Genomic DNA, 16,289 nt, shown 5'->3' on the forward strand with positions numbered 1-16,289 from the left:
TTATATGAACCTCTGCATAGCAAATAAAATAAGTACTAGAGCTCGTTATATCTTTCGTTATAATGAATAGAACTTAAATTTAAGAATAACCTGCAATTAAAAGGGAATCATTTCATGATCCACAGTATGACAGCATACGCTCGCCAGGAACAAAAAGGTGATTGGGGCACAGGCACTTGGGAAATTCGCTCTGTTAACCAACGCTATTTAGAAACCTTTATCCGCGCCCCTGAGCAATTTCGTGGCATGGAACCTGTTATTCGCGATCGTTTGCGCAACAACCTTCAACGCGGCAAAGTCGAAGTATTCTTAAAATTTGCCGCCAATCCAGCGCATGTTGGCGAAATTACTATCAACGAATCCCTTGCAAGCCAATTAGTGAACAGTGCCAAATGGGTGCAAAATTTAAGTCAGGGTGAAATCAACCCTGTAGACATTCTTCGCTGGCCAGGTGTTATGGAAGCACAAGAAGTCGATATGGATTCAGTACAAGCCGAATTACTTGCAGCACTTGACCGGACTATTATCGACTTTCTTGAAGCTCGCGCTGCCGAAGGTGCAAATTTACACGAAATGATCGAAAGCCGCTTAAATGCAATCACGGAACAAGTTGATATTGTTGAGCAATACATGCCACAAGTGAAAATTTGGCAGCGTGAACGTTTAAGCCAAAAACTTGAAGAACTCAAAACCGATATCGACGAAAGTCGCCTAGAGCAAGAACTAATTTATTTAGCGCAAAAACAAGATGTTGCCGAAGAACTAGACCGCTTAAAATCACACGTAAAAGAAACGCGTAAAATGCTTAAAAAAGGCGGAGCTTGTGGGCGCCGTTTAGATTTTATGATGCAAGAGTTTAACCGCGAAGCAAACACCCTAGCCTCTAAATCAATCAATAGCGACATCACCAATGCTGCGGTAGAGCTAAAAGTGTTGATTGAACAGATGCGTGAGCAGATCCAAAACATTGAATAACATTTTTTAAGATCTGAACTAAAACCGCCTTTGGGCGGTTTTAGTTTAAAAGCCTAACACTATGTATTAAACCATTCCTATCTGAGCTTGGTTTTTAATTTGCGATAGCCATTTGCTTTAAGAATAACTAAAATGTTCGACCATTAACGAGCTTGAGTACATACTCAGCAATCAAGTTCGCCATTAATTTTGTTACAGAGTAAAGCCATGTCATCACAACGCGGAAATTTATTTATCTTATCAGCACCTTCTGGTGCGGGTAAATCAAGCCTCATCACCGCACTTTTAAAGCGCCACGCTGATATGAAAGTATCCGTATCTCACACTACGCGCCAGCCTCGTCCCGGTGAAGAAAACGCGGTGCATTATCATTTTGTATCGGTGGATGAATTTAAGCGCTTAATTGATAAAAATGACTTTTTTGAATGGGCACAAGTATTTGAAAACTATTACGGCACTTCAAAGCAAGCTATTGAACAGCAATTAGCTGCGGGTATTGATGTGTTTTTAGATATCGATTGGCAAGGTGCGCGCCAAGTACGTGACTTAACCCCTGACGTGCAAACTATTTTTATTGTGCCACCATCAAAATCTGAGTTAGAAAGCCGTTTAAACAATCGCGGCCAAGATTCTGCTGAAGTGATTGCAGCGCGTATGGCCAAAGCACAAGCTGAAATGTCTCATTATGATGAATATGATTACATGATTATCAATGATGATTTTGATACAGCGCTCAGCCAATTAGAGACTATTGTATTAAGCCAACGCTTAAAACAAACCAATCAAGCATTGGTTCATCACACTTTACTCGCGAATTTACTGCAAGATTAATCAATTCCAGTAATGCGCTTAACTGTAAATATCAGATTAGCGCTTGGCTAATGGTTGTGCTTAAAGTAAACTACGCTTTTGCTTAATTATAATTTGGGAGTGCATAATGGCTCGCGTAACTGTTGAAGATGCAGTAGAAAAAATTGGCAACCGCTTTGATTTAATCTTGGTTGCGGCACGTCGTGCCCGCCAGATTGCGGTTGGTGGAAAAACCCCTATGGTTGAGCGTGGTTCAGACAAGCCAACAGTTATCGCACTTCGCGAAATTGAAGCTGGTTTTGTTAACAATGAATCTATGGATCACATTGAGCTTGAAGAGCAGCATAGCCAAGAAGCTGCTGAACTTGCAGCTGTAGCTGCAATAGTTGGCGGTCACCGCTAATCCATTCTATTGTATAGAAAATGCTAACGCCCTTTAAACGTTAAAGGTCGTTGGCATTCCTCCTGTTTCATCGTATATTGTTACCTAAAACTAGTATCTTCCCCACCTCTTTAGAGCATTGGAGTGTGAATGTATCTTTTTGAAGGTTTAAAAAAGAAAATATCTGAATATTTATCACCAGAACAAGTTGAGCTGGTGCAAAAAGCCTATGTGGTTTCTCGCGAAGCACATGAAGGACAAACTCGCTCAAGTGGTGAACCTTATATTACTCACCCTGTTGAAGTAACCCAAATTCTTGCCACCATGAAGCTAGATCATGAGACCCTCATGGCAGCACTAATGCATGATGTAATTGAAGATACTGACTTTAGCCAAGCTGACTTGGCAGAAATCTTTGGTGCGACCGTTGCAGAACTCGTTGAAGGCGTTAGTAAACTTGATAAATTAAGCTTCAAAGATAAAAAAGAATTCCAAGCCGAAAATTACCGTAAAATGATCATGGCAATGACGCAAGATATTCGCGTTATTTTAATTAAACTTGCCGATCGCACTCATAACATGCGCACTTTAGGGTCGTTAAGACCTGAAAAACGACGTCGCATCGCTCGTGAAACACTCGAAATTTTTGCACCTATCGCCAATCGTTTAGGTATCCATGACATTAAAAATGAGCTAGAAGATCTCGGTTTTCAGGCACTTTACCCCATGCGACACCGCGCCCTTAAAAATGAAGTGGCAAAAGCGAGAGGAAATCGTAAAGAAATTATCCAAAATATTCGAGGTGAGATTGTTGCCCGTTTAGCTGAATCAGGAATTAAAGCCGAAGTCAGTGGACGCGAAAAGCACCTCTACAGTATTTATAAAAAAATGCTGAATAAAGAATTGATGTTTAATGAAGTAATGGATATTTATGCCTTTCGTATTGGTGTTGATAGCATGGATACCTGCTATCGCTCATTAGGTGTCATGCATAACTTATATAAACCTATTGAAACGCGCTTTAAAGATTATATTGCCGTTCCAAAAACCAATGGTTATCAATCACTTCATACCTCGCTAGTTGGCCCACACGGCATCCCGGTCGAAATACAAATTCGGACCCACGAAATGGATCATATGGCTGACAAAGGTGTTGCAGCTCATTGGATGTATAAAAAATCAGGTGAGAGTTCAGGTAATACGGCACAACAGCGTGCTCGCCAATGGATGCAAAGCTTGTTAGAGCTACAACAAAGTGCGGGTTCGTCTTTTGAGTTTGTCGAAAACGTTAAAACAGAGCTCTTCCCTGAAGAGATTTATGTTTTCACACCTGATGGCCGCATTATCGAATTGCCAATGGGCGCCACTGCAGTTGATTTTGCTTATGCGGTTCATACCGATGTTGGTGATACATGCGTTGGTGTGCGTGTTAATCGAAAACCTCATCCACTGAGCCGTGCACTCGATACCGGGCAAACAGTCGAAGTTATAACAAGTCCAGGGGCTCATCCTAATGCAACATGGCTAAACTTTGTTGTTACTGGTAAAGCACGTTTAGGTATTCGCAATTATTTAAAAACTCAGCGTCACGAAGAAGCCCTTAGCCTTGGTCGTCGCCTACTAGAGTCTGCACTGGGTGATCATAGCTTAGATGATTTACCAGATGAAAACGTACGACGAGTGCTTGAAGAAAACCAATTAAAAACCCTGATTGAATTGCTAGTTGCTATCGGGACTGGAAGTTTAATGAGCATTTTAATTGCCAAACGCTTATTACATTCCGACAGCGCAGATTTAAATGAATTTACCAAAAAAACCAAAGCAGCGATTATCGGTACTGAGGGTATGCTGGTCAGTTATTCTAAATGTTGCCGCCCTGTACCTGGTGATGATATTGTGGCGCAAGTTAGTCATGGCAAAGGTTTAACGGTACATCGTCATGAATGTAAAAACATCCGCGGTTGGGAAAATGATAAAGCCAAATTCTTTATTGTGCGCTGGGAAGATGCGCCAGAAAAAGAATATATTGCAGCACTTCGCATCGAAATAATTAATCATCAAGGTGCATTGGCAAAGCTAACAAATGTCATCTCTACCACTTCAGCCAATATTGTTGAAATCTCCACCGATGAAAAAGAAAGTAATTTATACATTATCAACTTAGCCATTACGGTTAAAGATCGAATTCATGTTGCCAATATCATGCGCAAAATTCGGGTAATGCCAGACGTACAAAAAGTCTATCGTAGACGATAACAAATAAAGTAAGTAAGGATCACACAATGACCAAAGCAATTATTAAAACTGATCAAGCACCTGCTGCTATCGGTACTTACAGCCAAGCAGTAAAAGTTGGCACAGCGGTGTATCTTTCAGGCCAAATCCCGTTGGTTCCTGCAACGATGACTGTTATCTCTGAAGATTTCACCGAGCAAACGCATCAAGTGTTTAAAAATCTTGTCGCTGTTTGTGAGGCTGCCGGTGGTAGCATTCAAGATATGGTTAAAGTGAATATCTTTTTAACGGATTTATCTAACTTTGCCACAGTTAATGAAGTAATGAGTCAGTACTTTACAACGCCTTACCCTGCCCGTGCTGCTATCGGTGTGAGTGCGCTACCTCGTGCTGTACAAATTGAAATTGATGGCATTATGGAACTACCATCAACTAATTAATCCAATAATTTTGATAAAGCGCTAATTTAGCGCTTTTTTTATGCCCCTAACTAGTCATTTGTGACTAAATATCATACAGTAAAAAGACGTTTAGTCTTATTAAGTAATTGATGTTTAAGATTGATGAGCAAGGTCAAGTATTTCTCGACCTAAGTGATCCCATGATTATACCTGCCAATGCCACATTTTTACTCCAAGCATTGGCCGCATCGCCTTATGCTGAATTTAAAATCAATCACCCTGCTATTGAATCATTTTTTGCTCAAGCAACACGACCAAACTTATTGATGGTGGCCTCGCGTCAAGACGCTACGCTTTCTATTACCATTTCAGCTGACAAAATTACGGCAACAGCAGTATTGCAAACCCCGCAAGGTGGGCGTTTAATGTCGCTCGAAAATGCCAAAGCTATTTTAGTAAAAGCAGGTGTTTCACGAGGCTTCAAACAAGCATGGCTAGAAGCACTCCTTGCAAAGCAACTTCAATTAAAACCAGGAAAAAAAATAGAAGCTGTCATCGCCCAAGGTAAACCAGCAGAACAAGGGCTCAATGCTCAACTAATTAAACAAGTAACGACTTTATCTGAACGTATTAAGCAACCGCAGGAGCTTGCCGACGGGCGCATGGACTTAAGAGATTTTGGCAAATTAGCCAGTGTTGGGGCAGGCACTATCCTTATTAAAGTACAAATTGAAACGCTAGGAAAAGAAGGTTATAACGTTGTTGGCGATACTTTACCGACAAAACCCGGCGTTGGTATCAAGCTTGTAGCAGGTGACGGCACTGAAATACCTTCAGATGATCCATTAACTTTGATTTCAACTCAAGCAGGTGTGCCAATCGACATTGAAAATGGCATTCGTGTTGACGATATTTTTACCATCAAAGATGTGTGCGTCGAAACAGGTCATATTGACTTTGATGGGAGTGTACTCATCACCCAAAATGTCGACCCAAGTATGAAAGTAAAAGCCAAAGGAGATATTAACATTCTTGGTACAATTGATGGTGCTGAAATTATTGCAAGTGGAAATATCACTGTAAAACAAGGTATTATTGGCCACCTAGATCATGACACCCACCAGCTTAGCACTGTGGTACGCTGCGATGGCGACTTACATATAGGTCATGCACAATATGCTAGCCTCAGCGCAAATAACATCATAGTAGAGCGCCAAACCAGCCACTGCGAAATGATGGCAAAAAATTCAATTCGTATTGCCGAAGGTAAAAAAGGCAAAGGAGTTGGCAAATTAATTGGCGGCAAAATATTAGATGCCAAACATATTTTAGTCGCCGAGATTGGCACAGAATCAGGCGCAAAAACCGAAATATCCATTATGCAAGCAGGCCATCAACTGATTAAAAAACATGACAAGTTACTTGAACAACTTCATGAAACTGAGCAACACTTGCTGGAGATCACTGAAAAAAAACGTTTAATTAACGCGTTACCTAACAGCTTACACAAACAAGAAGCGCAAGCAAAAATCAGCCAAGAAAATAATCACTGGCTCGAACAGAGCAAGAAACTACATGCATTAGTGGCTAAATTTAATGCCGCATTACATTTTTTACTTGATCATTCTGATATCAAAATTAGCCACACTCTTCACCCCGGTGTTGAATTTCATCTTTTTACTAAAAACTTAAAAACAAGCCGAACGTATCCGGCTTGTACTGTGCATTTAAAAGATAATGCAATTGAAATAGAAGTTAGCTCAAGTAATATCAACTAATTACAGCATAGAGATTTATAATATAGCGCTGTAGTGCGCTAATACTTCATCAGGCCAAATACCGACTTGCACTTCACCAATATGCTGCTTTTGTAGCAACAGCATCACTAACCGCGATTGACCAATGCCCCCCCCGATCGTTTGCGGTAATTTATCTGCTAATAATTGCTGGTGCCAAGCAAACGCTAAGCGGTCTTCATCTCCGGTAATTGCCAGCTGATGCTGAAGCGCTTTTGCATCAACTCGAATACCCATTGATGAAATTTCAAATACATCATTCAAAATTGGGTTCCAAACCAAAATATCACCGTTTAAACCGGAAAATTGCTCACATGTTGCCGTAGACCAATCATCATAATCAGGGGCACGTACATCATGAATAGCACCATCACTAAGCTGCCCACCAATGCCAATTAAAAACACCGCACCAAATTCTTTCGCTACTTTTTGCTCTCTTTCTTTGCCACTAAGTGCTGGGTAATCACGCGCTAACTGTTCAGCATGCACAAATTGAATGTGTTGTGGTAAAAAAGGCGTTAAGCCATATAAAGTTGCGAGCTGTAATTCGGTTGCCTTGATTGACTGATAAATCGTTTCAACTGTGGTTTTTAAGAAGCTCAAACTACGTTCAGTTTCAATGCAAATTACTTTTTCCCAATCCCACTGATCAACATACACCGAATGAATTGGAGTTAGTTTATCTTCATCTGGGCGCAGTGCTTTCATATTGGTGTAAAGCCCTTCACCAACTGAAAAACCATGATCGGCCAACGTTTTACGTTTCCATTTTGCCAGTGAATGCACCACTTCATATTGCGCATCTGGCATGGTTTTTATTTTTACTGCTACCGCTTGCTCATGACCACTTAAGTTATCTTGAATACCATTCCCTACTTGAGCCAAAAGCGGCGCTTGAACTTCAATAAGCCCTAATTTGCTTTCGAGTTGCGTTGCAAACAATGCTTTTGCTTTACTGATCTGCTGCTGCGTCTGAATATACTGTGATGCCATGTGAAAATCCTCATTCCCAAATCTAGCGTAATAAATTGACGATTTAACCTTAAAACCGCCTTTGAATGAAGCTATCGTCAACCAATTCGCACTTTTATTCAATAAGCCACAACAAAAACAACTTTACTTAATTAATATCATCAATAAAGTAAGGCATATATTGTTAGATCTATAAAAAAAGGCTTTTTTGACAATGCAAAATTATCAAATCGATAATCTCGATCGCAGCATCTTGCATGCGTTAATGGACAATGCGCGTATTCCTTATGCCGAATTGGCTAAAAATTTAGCTGTCAGCGCGGGCACAATTCATGTACGTGTAGAGAAGATGAAACAAGCAGGCATTATTAAAGGAACTAAAGTCGCCATTAGTGCTAAAAAATTAGGTTACGACGTCTGTTGTTTTATTGGCATAAATTTAAAAAATGCCAAAGACTATCCAGATACCATCACTAAATTAGATGCCCTTGAAGAAGTGGTTGAAGCTTATTACACCACCGGAAATTACAGTATATTTATTAAAGTGATGACTCGCTCAATTGATCATTTACAAACTGTGTTGATCAGCAAAATACAAGCGATTGATGCGATTCAATCAACCGAAACCTTGATTTCACTGCAAAATCCAATTTCTCGCGATGTAATTCCATAATCATCCAAACTGGGTTTATCTGTTTTTTTTCCGTTATAATGCGGTAAGTTCACCAAACAGATATTCCCAATGCCTAATAGTCGTTATCAAAAAATTAAAGCCGTATTGGATAAACGCCAAATTGATCTCACCTTGTGTTTAGATGAAGTTCACAAACACCATAATTTATCTGCCATTGTGCGTAGTGCCGATGCGGTCGGCATTCATCATATTCACTCAGTCTGGCCTGAAGGTGGTAAACGCCTTACCAGTAGCACTTCTGGTGGCAGCAAAAACTGGACTGAAAATCACATCCATCATACGGTTGAAGATGCGATAGCGACAATCCGCAGCCGCACGCCTAACGTCCAGATCCTAGCGACTCATTTTTCTGAACAAGCCGTTGATTTTAGAGCCATCGACTATACCCGCCCTACAGCGATTATTTTAGGCCAAGAAAAATTCGGTATTTCTGATCAAGCACTAGCGCTTGCCGATCAACACATCATTATTCCTATGGTCGGCATGGTGCAATCACTTAACGTCTCTGTTGCAGCCGCCATTATTTTGTATGAAGCACAAAAACAACGCCAAGACGCTGGGCTCTACCAACAAGGTAATTTACCCGATAGCATCAAGCATCGCTTATTATTTGAAGGTTGCCACGATAAAATAGCAAAACAATGCCAAGCAAAAGGTATTGACTATCCACCACTTGATGAACAAGGTGAGATTATTGCTGATGACGCATTTTGGGATAGCCTACGCTACAGCAACTAAACTTGCTGTTTAACTAACAAACTGATATTGATAGCTTAATATCCGCGACAAGGGATCGTTTTATGGTGTCGCTGCCAAATTTAGCGCTTTATAGTGTCGACCAACTCAAAGGTGTAGGGCCAAAACTTGCTGTCCGATTAGCCAAACTCAATATTCGTACGGTGCAAGATTTACTGTTTCATTTACCGCTGCGTTATGAAGACCGTACTCGGGTTTACCCGATTTGTGAACTCCAAGCCCATAGCCATGTTACTGTTATTGGCGAAATTGAACACTGCCAAGTCACCTTTGGTAAACGTAAAATGATGATTTGCCAAATTAATGATGGTACAGCTCGGCTCACCTTACGTTTTTTTAGTTTTACAGCAGCACAAAAAAACAATCTAGTCGCCGGTAAAGTGATCCGTTGTTTTGGCGAGGTCCGCCGCGGCCAAGTCGGTTATGAAATGGCGCATCCCGAATACTCGTTAGTCGAGCAGTATCAAACTATTATTACCGATGAAACGCTTACGCCAGTTTATCCAACGACCGAAGGCTTAAAACAACTTTCTTTGCGTAACCTGTGCGACCAAGCCGTTGAATTACTAAAAAAATATGATATTGAAGAGTTATTACCTGCGCAGTTGCAACCAGCGCAGTTGAGTTTAAAACAAGCCTTATTGTTTTTGCACCAGCCTACACCCGATGTATGTACCGAACAATTAGCTCTAGGTTTGCACCCTGCACAGCAACGTCTAGCCCTTGAAGAATTACTCGCGCAAAACCTCAGCTTGTTAAAACTAAGGCAAAAAGCACAAGCGCATTTAGCTGTGCAACTGCAGAGTAATCACGCTTTAGAACAGCAATTTTTAGCGCAGCTACCTTTTAAGCCAACTCATGCCCAACAACGCGTAGTGACTGAAATCAAACAAGATTTAACCTTGGCGCATCCGATGATGCGGCTCGTCCAAGGTGATGTTGGTTCAGGTAAAACCTTAGTCGCGGCCCTTGCTGCATTAACAGCGATAGGCCAAGGCTATCAAGTTGCTTTAATGGCACCCACCGAAATTTTAGCCGAGCAGCATTACCTTAGTTTTAAAAATTGGTTTAGCACATTAGATATTGAGGTCGCATGGCTGGCGGGTAAAACGAAAGGTAAAGAGCGCGAAGCTACGCTCGCCAATCTCGCCAATGGTCAAGCACAAATGATAATTGGCACCCATGCTTTATTTCAAACTCAGGTGCAATTTTTTAATTTGGCTTTAATTATCATTGATGAGCAGCATCGCTTTGGCGTGCATCAACGTTTAGAGCTGCGCGAAAAAGGAAAGTTTGGAGATTGCTATCCGCACCAATTAGTCATGACTGCAACCCCAATTCCTCGTACATTAGCTATGACCGCTTATGCTGACTTAGAAACCTCAATTATTGATGAGCTGCCACCGGGGCGCACCCCCATTACCACCGTAGCCTTACCAGATACGCGCCGTGAAGAAATAATTGAACGAGTTCGCAATGCCTGCACGCAACAACAACGTCAAGTCTATTGGGTTTGCACACTGATTGATGAATCAGAAGTATTACAGTGCCAAGCCGCCGAAGATAATGCAAAAGAACTCACAGTGCTTTTACCCGAACTCAAAATTGGCTTAGTACACGGTCGAATGAAACCCGCAGAAAAACAAGCCATTATGGAGCAGTTTAAACAAGGCGAGATTAATGTGCTGGTTGCAACCACGGTTATTGAAGTTGGGGTTGATGTACCCAACGCAAGTTTAATCATTATTGAAAATCCCGAACGACTCGGCTTAGCACAGCTTCATCAATTACGAGGACGTGTTGGCCGTGGCGCGATAGCATCTCATTGTTTATTGCTCTATCACGCGCCACTTTCCCATACTGCCAAAAAGCGACTAGCAGTGCTAAGAGAAAGCAACGATGGTTTTGTTATTGCACAAAAAGATCTCGAAATTCGAGGCCCAGGTGAAGTCCTTGGCAGTAAACAAACGGGTTTAGCCGAATTTAAAATTGCTGATTTAGTGCGCGATCAGGCGCTGGTTCGTGATGTGCGTCCAATGGCGATTTTTCTGTTAAATAATCACCCAGATTTAAGCGAAAAACTCATTGAACGCTGGTTGGCGAAACGGGAACATTATGCCCAAGCATAATATTTTTTAGCGGTACAGAATAAATTGTTACCGATAAAATACACTAAAATGACAAAAAAGAGACTTAAACAAAACCAGTAAAAGCCATAAAAATCAATTACTAATAAGAAATGTGACAAAAAGATTTAACTAATAGTTATTTTTGATGTCGATTGTAATATTTAAGTAATATTTAACCATTACCATATTCAACATCAAATACAGGGCATCTGCCTACCCATTACGAGTGTGACACTCTACGACTGTTAGTTAGGAATGAAAAATGAATAAGTTAATGAAACTTTCTACTCTTACCGCCGCTATCTTAGCCTCTTCAAGCTTGTATGCAGCTGAAGTATCAACTAAAGGTGGTTTTGAAGTTAAGTCAGATGATGGTCAATATAGCTTCAAATTTAATGGTCGTATTCAATTAGATGCCGCAGCATTTAGCAGCGATGACATTGACTTAAATAATGGCACTGAAATTCGTCGTGCTCGTTTTGCAGCTAGTGGAAAAATGGAGCAATGGGGTTACAAATTGCAATATGACTTCATTTCAAGCGAAGCAATTAAAGATGCCTACATCAGCTACAACGGCTATAAAAATACTGAGATTTTAATCGGTAGCCAAATTGAAGCGTTTGGTATGGAGCCACAAACAAGTTCAAACGATGTTACTTTCATTGAACGTGCTGCTGTTGTTGAAGCATTTGGTTTAAACCGTGCTATGGGTATTGCAGCTCGCCAATGGGGTGATAATTGGACTGCTAATTATGGCGTTTATGGCCAAGATGTTAATGCTGGTACTAATGGCGATGAAGAATTAGGATTTAACGGTCGTTTTAATTACGCACCAGTGATCAGCAAAGACCAACTCATTTCGTTTGGTGCATCAATCTCTACTCGTCAGTTATCTGAAGGTGCAACAGTACGTTTTCGTACTCGCCCAGAATCACACCAAGCTGACACCCGTATTGTAGATTCAGGCAACAGAGCTGCCGATAGCTACAATATGTATGCACTAGAAACAGCAATGAAATTTGGCTCAATCACAGTATTAGGTGAGTACATGACTGCCGATGTGAATGCAACAACAGGTAAAGATAGCAGCTTTGATGGTTACTACTTATCAGCGTCTTATTTGTTTAATGGCGCCACTCGCCCTTATGCTACACATCAAGGTAAATTCAAACGTGTTAAACCAAGTAAAGATGGTTTATGGGAAGTAGCCGCTCGTTTCTCAAGTGTTGATTTAAATGATAAAGATGCAGGTGTATATGGTGGCCAAGTAGATGCAATCACATTAGGTGCAAACTACTACATCAATAACAACATGCGCGCTATGTTCAATCTAGTATCAAGCGATGGCGACGAGCATGCTAACTACGATGCAACCTCAATTGCAGCTCGCTTACAAGTAACTTGGTAAGCACACCAGCAAATATCTAACGATAAAAAAGCGGCTTAATTGCCGCTTTTTTTTATTCTTCATTAAAATCGTTTGGTACCGTAATTTGCGTCAAAATCCCAATTACTTTTTCGATGACTTCTTTTTGATCATTGTCTTTGTGGTAAGCAATAAATACTTCGCGTGATGTTCTTGGCATATCTTCAACGTGTTTAAGTACACCATCATTTAAGTATTTACTGGCTAACGTTTCGGGGATAAACGCGCTACCGCCACACTGCAACAATAAATCAAGCGCAATACGCCCAGTACTGGTGCGCACATAAGGGAGTGTTTTACTGGCGGCTAAATCTGCATGCCAAAGTGCAAATGACGTTCCCCAATCGACATAAATATATTTATTCTCGAAAAAGTTATGCTGGGTGCAATCATCAAAACTGGTAAGAGGTAAAATAGGCAATTCAAAAATCCGCTCCACTTTAAGCTCATCCACTTTTGGCGGATCAAATAATACCGCCATATCTAACGTGCGCTCTAATAATAAGCGAGTGCTTTCTTGCTGCGCTTTAACTTCAGCGACCACAGAAACACCTGGCATGGCTGAAATAATATTCGCTATGCCAAATTGTAAAAAGGCATCCCAAATATTAGGCGTACCAGCGAGCGACATTTGCTTATTAGTGCCTTCAGCCAGCGCTACTTCTAATCGAGCTCGCTGCACACTGGTAATAATCATTTTGGCATGAGGAAGCAAACGTTCGCCAGCAGTGGTGAGCTGAATATTATTACGCTGCCTTAAAAATAGATTTACACCTAATGTTTGCTCTAACTGTCGAATACGAAAACTCACCGCAGATTGCGTTAAATACAGGTTTTCGGCCGCACGACCAAAGTGTCGTGTATTAGCAACTTCCACAAATGTTTTTAATAAATCTATATCCAACCACTCATCCTCACGATAAAGTTTTTTTGTTTAATTCTCATCCGTTCTTAGTATATGCTCGCATCGAATATTCTTGTCCTAAAGGAACCTGTATGTCTAATCAAGATATTACAGCGCTCAAGCACGCGTTTACATCTGATAAACTTTTCTACGATGACGCTAACTTTCCAAGAGGATTTAGCCGCAGCGGTAACTTTACGTTATTAGAAGCTGAAATCCTAGAAAACTATGGTGCCATCTTACAAGCCCTGCATAAAAAAACGGTTCAACCGAGTAATGACCTACAAACTCAGTTTGTTAAAACCTTACAAGGTGAACAAGAGCCAAGCAATGCATTTGAAAAAGCATGGCTAAAATATTTAAAACTTACTACCAACGCAGCTCGTTTTCACACCGTGTTTGGTAAATCAAAAAGTACTGGCAGCGAAATAAGCTACGGTCGCCAAATAGAGGAATTTTAATGCGAGGTTGGATCATCTTTAAAGACTCTGCAACTTTACTTAAGCCAGAGACTTACGAAATTCAACGCTTGGTTGACGCAGCAAAAGAATCGGGGATTGAACTAGAAGTTTATTCGCCCGATGAGTTCGACATCACAGTAACCCGTGAAGATGATAAAAGTATCATGATCAACGGCCAATATGTGACTTTGCCTGACTTTGTAATGCCGCGTATGGGTGCAGGTACTACTTACTTTGCGCTAGCTATCATACGTCACCTTGAACGCCTCGGTGTCTACTGTGTTAATACCTCTGTCGCGATCGAAACCGTTAAAGACAAACTGTATTCTCAGCAGATTTTGGCCGAAAAAAACTTACCAACTCCTAAAACCATGTTGGTTAAATTTCCAGTCAATGTTGACTTGGTAGAAACAACCCTTGGTTTTCCAGTTGTAATTAAAACGCTTTCTGGCTCACAAGGCAGCGGTGTATTTTTATCTAAAAGTAAAAGTGAATTTCGCGATTTAATGCAATTGATTGAGGCTACCAATAAAAATGCTAATATCATTTTGCAGGAATTTATTAGTAATAGCCACGGTCGTGATTTACGAGTTTTTACCATTGGCGGCCGTGTGATTGCCTGTTTTGAACGTCGCGCGGTCGATGGCGACTTTAAAGCGAATGTCAGTAATGGCGGAAGCGCAAGGCCGTTCCCTATCACACCTGAAATTGAATGGCTTGCACTGCAGACCTCTCACGCCCTTGACCTTGATATTGCAGGTATCGATTTACTGTTTGATAATGGCCATTACAAAATTTGTGAAGCTAATTCATCGCCAGGATTTGAAGGTTTAGAATCGTGTATCGACATAGATGTAGCTAAAGAAATTCTTCACTTTGTCAGAATTCGTTTAGGTATTTTCGATAAAATAAACCCTAACGAAACAGCAGCAAGCTAAACATAGCTTCGTTAAGTGCGTGCAAGGAAAGCATGCATTTTCTCTTTCCTTATCATATATAAAAATACCATTAAAATTCAGCATCCTGAAAAAGCTCAGCTAAACTAAACACCAGTAAACAATTTTCCAACCGGTGTTTTATTAAGCAGGAGTATTTGTGCCGAATAAGTTACTCATCATTGAAGACAATAGTTCTATTGCAAAAGTACAAAAACATATCGCACTAAAACTAGGGTTTGAGGTTGATTTAGCCTATTCACTCGGTGAAGCCATTGCCTTAATTGAAGAAAATGATTATTTTTGCGCTGTTGTTGATTATGTACTGCCAGACGCAAATGATGGTGAAGCCATTCCATTTACCATAGGCGCTGAAATCCCAACCATTGTAATGACAGGTAAGCTCGATAACCAAACCCGCGATACCGTATTACGCTATCCGATTGTTGATTACATCACCAAAGAAATTCGCCAATCTTATAATTACTTAGAAACTCAACTGCGCCGCTTACCTAAAAATCAAGCTGTTCGTATTTTGATTGTGGATGATTCACCAGCCACTCGAAAACACTTAAGTAATCTACTTCAGCGCCATAAATATAAGGTAGCTCTTGCTTGCGATGGCCTTGAGGCTCTTGAGCAACTTAATATTTATCCCGATATCAAAGTTGTTATTTGCGATAACGAAATGCCCAATATGGATGGCATTACCCTAACAGCCAAAATTAGGCAAACCTACAGTAACGAAGAACTCGCTGTAATTGGTATTTCAAGTTCAAAAGATAATCAAATCTCAGCTAAATTTTTAAAAAGTGGTGCCAATGATTACATCAGTAAACCATTTTATCCTGAAGAGTTTTATTGCCGTTTAAGTCAAAATATCGAGATGCTCGATGCCATTGCCACCATCCGCTTGCAAGCAAACAGTGATTATTTAACCAACCTTCCAAATCGACGCTATTTTTTTGAACAAACTCAACTCAATATCGAAAAAAATGTGCAAGCTCAGCACTCAACAATTTTAGCCATGATAGATATCGATTTTTTCAAAGCGATTAACGACAATTATGGGCACGACGCAGGTGATGAAGTATTAAAAGGACTTGCTGATCATTTTAGATTACATTTTTCAGAGCATTTAATTGCCCGTTTAGGCGGTGAAGAATTTGCGGTTTATTTTAAACAAAGCACATCAGCTGAGGCCTCACAACAGCTTGAAGCTTTTCGAATGTCAGTTGAATTAAACAGCCCAAGCTTTAGTTCGAAAAAAATCCCATTCACTTTATCAATTGGATTGGCAGATTCAAACGAGACTAATGTAGATGCAATTTTAAAAATTGCCGATCAATATTTATATCAAGCAAAAAGTGACGGTCGCAATCGGCTCATCACAGCATGAGCCGATGCAAAAGA

General features: G+C 40.5%; 15 protein-coding genes. 13 read left to right on the forward strand and 2 right to left on the reverse strand.

Features of this window, described 5'->3' with window-relative positions:
• Positions 1-114 precede the first annotated feature (114 nt).
• The 6 genes from PTUN_RS16160 (at position 115) to PTUN_RS16185 (ending at position 6,581) form a co-directional block, all read left to right on the forward strand.
• Positions 115-975, forward strand: a complete 861-nt coding sequence (locus PTUN_RS16160) for a YicC/YloC family endoribonuclease (RefSeq protein WP_009840636.1) — start codon at positions 115-117, stop codon at positions 973-975.
• Between the two features lie 207 nt (positions 976-1,182).
• Complete coding sequence (gene gmk / locus PTUN_RS16165; protein WP_009840637.1) at positions 1,183-1,806, forward strand: guanylate kinase; 624 nt, start codon at positions 1,183-1,185, stop codon at positions 1,804-1,806.
• Positions 1,807-1,912: 106 nt separating this feature from the next.
• Positions 1,913-2,188: a DNA-directed RNA polymerase subunit omega gene (gene rpoZ, locus PTUN_RS16170; protein WP_009840638.1), complete on the forward strand. Its 276-nt coding sequence runs from the start codon at positions 1,913-1,915 to the stop codon at positions 2,186-2,188.
• A gap of 129 nt (positions 2,189-2,317) precedes the next feature.
• Complete coding sequence (gene spoT, locus PTUN_RS16175) at positions 2,318-4,423, forward strand: bifunctional GTP diphosphokinase/guanosine-3',5'-bis pyrophosphate 3'-pyrophosphohydrolase (RefSeq protein ID WP_009840639.1); 2,106 nt, start codon at positions 2,318-2,320, stop codon at positions 4,421-4,423.
• 26 nt (positions 4,424-4,449) lie between these two features.
• Positions 4,450-4,842 (forward strand): RidA family protein, encoded by a 393-nt coding sequence (locus PTUN_RS16180; protein ID WP_009840640.1) that lies wholly within the window; start codon positions 4,450-4,452, stop codon positions 4,840-4,842.
• A 110-nt stretch (positions 4,843-4,952) separates the two neighbouring features.
• Complete coding sequence (locus PTUN_RS16185) at positions 4,953-6,581, forward strand: DUF342 domain-containing protein (RefSeq protein ID WP_009840641.1); 1,629 nt, start codon at positions 4,953-4,955, stop codon at positions 6,579-6,581.
• A 15-nt stretch (positions 6,582-6,596) separates the two neighbouring features.
• On the opposite strand, the gene asnA is transcribed toward PTUN_RS16185, so the two are convergent.
• Complete coding sequence (gene asnA, locus PTUN_RS16190; RefSeq protein ID WP_009840642.1) at positions 6,597-7,592, reverse strand: aspartate--ammonia ligase; 996 nt, start codon at positions 7,590-7,592, stop codon at positions 6,597-6,599.
• A gap of 193 nt (positions 7,593-7,785) precedes the next feature.
• Between asnA and asnC the strand changes: the two genes are divergently transcribed.
• From asnC to PTUN_RS16210, 4 genes are all read left to right on the forward strand, one after another.
• On the forward strand, positions 7,786-8,244 hold the full coding sequence (gene asnC / locus PTUN_RS16195) for a transcriptional regulator AsnC (protein ID WP_009840643.1): 459 nt from the start codon (positions 7,786-7,788) through the stop codon (positions 8,242-8,244).
• A 69-nt stretch (positions 8,245-8,313) separates the two neighbouring features.
• Positions 8,314-9,003 carry a tRNA (guanosine(18)-2'-O)-methyltransferase TrmH gene (trmH, locus tag PTUN_RS16200; protein WP_009840644.1) on the forward strand — a complete coding sequence of 230 codons (690 nt, stop codon included), beginning with the start codon at positions 8,314-8,316 and terminating at the stop codon, positions 9,001-9,003.
• Between the two features lie 65 nt (positions 9,004-9,068).
• Positions 9,069-11,150 carry an ATP-dependent DNA helicase RecG gene (gene recG, locus PTUN_RS16205; protein WP_040644363.1) on the forward strand — a complete coding sequence of 694 codons (2,082 nt, stop codon included), beginning with the start codon at positions 9,069-9,071 and terminating at the stop codon, positions 11,148-11,150.
• A gap of 262 nt (positions 11,151-11,412) precedes the next feature.
• Positions 11,413-12,558, forward strand: a complete 1,146-nt coding sequence (locus tag PTUN_RS16210; RefSeq protein WP_009840646.1) for an OprO/OprP family phosphate-selective porin — start codon at positions 11,413-11,415, stop codon at positions 12,556-12,558.
• 52 nt (positions 12,559-12,610) lie between these two features.
• Here the strand turns inward: PTUN_RS16210 and PTUN_RS16215 are convergent, their stop codons facing one another.
• Positions 12,611-13,480 carry a LysR family transcriptional regulator gene (locus PTUN_RS16215; protein ID WP_009840647.1) on the reverse strand — a complete coding sequence of 290 codons (870 nt, stop codon included), beginning with the start codon at positions 13,478-13,480 and terminating at the stop codon, positions 12,611-12,613.
• A 92-nt stretch (positions 13,481-13,572) separates the two neighbouring features.
• Between PTUN_RS16215 and maoP the strand changes: the two genes are divergently transcribed.
• The 3 genes from maoP (at position 13,573) to PTUN_RS16230 (ending at position 16,275) form a co-directional block, all read left to right on the forward strand.
• On the forward strand, positions 13,573-13,941 hold the full coding sequence (gene maoP / locus PTUN_RS16220; protein ID WP_009840648.1) for a DUF413 domain-containing protein: 369 nt from the start codon (positions 13,573-13,575) through the stop codon (positions 13,939-13,941).
• Complete coding sequence (locus PTUN_RS16225; RefSeq protein WP_009840649.1) at positions 13,941-14,879, forward strand: ATP-grasp domain-containing protein; 939 nt, start codon at positions 13,941-13,943, stop codon at positions 14,877-14,879. The genes maoP and PTUN_RS16225 overlap by 1 nt, the downstream gene beginning before the upstream one ends.
• Positions 14,880-15,036: 157 nt before the next feature.
• Complete coding sequence (locus PTUN_RS16230; protein WP_009840650.1) at positions 15,037-16,275, forward strand: response regulator; 1,239 nt, start codon at positions 15,037-15,039, stop codon at positions 16,273-16,275.
• Positions 16,276-16,289 lie beyond the last annotated feature (14 nt).

The organism is Pseudoalteromonas tunicata (assembly GCF_002310815.1).
Classification (GTDB): domain Bacteria; phylum Pseudomonadota; class Gammaproteobacteria; order Enterobacterales; family Alteromonadaceae; genus Pseudoalteromonas; species Pseudoalteromonas tunicata.

What these genes read in the sequence shown, in the direction of transcription:
- PTUN_RS16160 (WP_009840636.1), top strand. Translation starts at nt 115, where the DNA reads ATGATCCACAGTATGACAGCATACGCTCGCCAGGAACAAAAAGGTGAT.
- gmk (WP_009840637.1), top strand. Translation starts at nt 1,183, where the DNA reads ATGTCATCACAACGCGGAAATTTATTTATCTTATCAGCACCTTCTGGT.
- rpoZ (WP_009840638.1), top strand. Translation starts at nt 1,913, where the DNA reads ATGGCTCGCGTAACTGTTGAAGATGCAGTAGAAAAAATTGGCAACCGC.
- spoT (WP_009840639.1), top strand. Translation starts at nt 2,318, where the DNA reads ATGTATCTTTTTGAAGGTTTAAAAAAGAAAATATCTGAATATTTATCA.
- PTUN_RS16180 (WP_009840640.1), top strand. Translation starts at nt 4,450, where the DNA reads ATGACCAAAGCAATTATTAAAACTGATCAAGCACCTGCTGCTATCGGT.
- PTUN_RS16185 (WP_009840641.1), top strand. Translation starts at nt 4,953, where the DNA reads ATGTTTAAGATTGATGAGCAAGGTCAAGTATTTCTCGACCTAAGTGAT.
- asnA (WP_009840642.1), bottom strand. Translation starts at nt 7,592, where the DNA reads ATGGCATCACAGTATATTCAGACGCAGCAGCAGATCAGTAAAGCAAAA.
- asnC (WP_009840643.1), top strand. Translation starts at nt 7,786, where the DNA reads ATGCAAAATTATCAAATCGATAATCTCGATCGCAGCATCTTGCATGCG.
- trmH (WP_009840644.1), top strand. Translation starts at nt 8,314, where the DNA reads ATGCCTAATAGTCGTTATCAAAAAATTAAAGCCGTATTGGATAAACGC.
- PTUN_RS16210 (WP_009840646.1), top strand. Translation starts at nt 11,413, where the DNA reads ATGAATAAGTTAATGAAACTTTCTACTCTTACCGCCGCTATCTTAGCC.
- maoP (WP_009840648.1), top strand. Translation starts at nt 13,573, where the DNA reads ATGTCTAATCAAGATATTACAGCGCTCAAGCACGCGTTTACATCTGAT.
- PTUN_RS16225 (WP_009840649.1), top strand. Translation starts at nt 13,941, where the DNA reads ATGCGAGGTTGGATCATCTTTAAAGACTCTGCAACTTTACTTAAGCCA.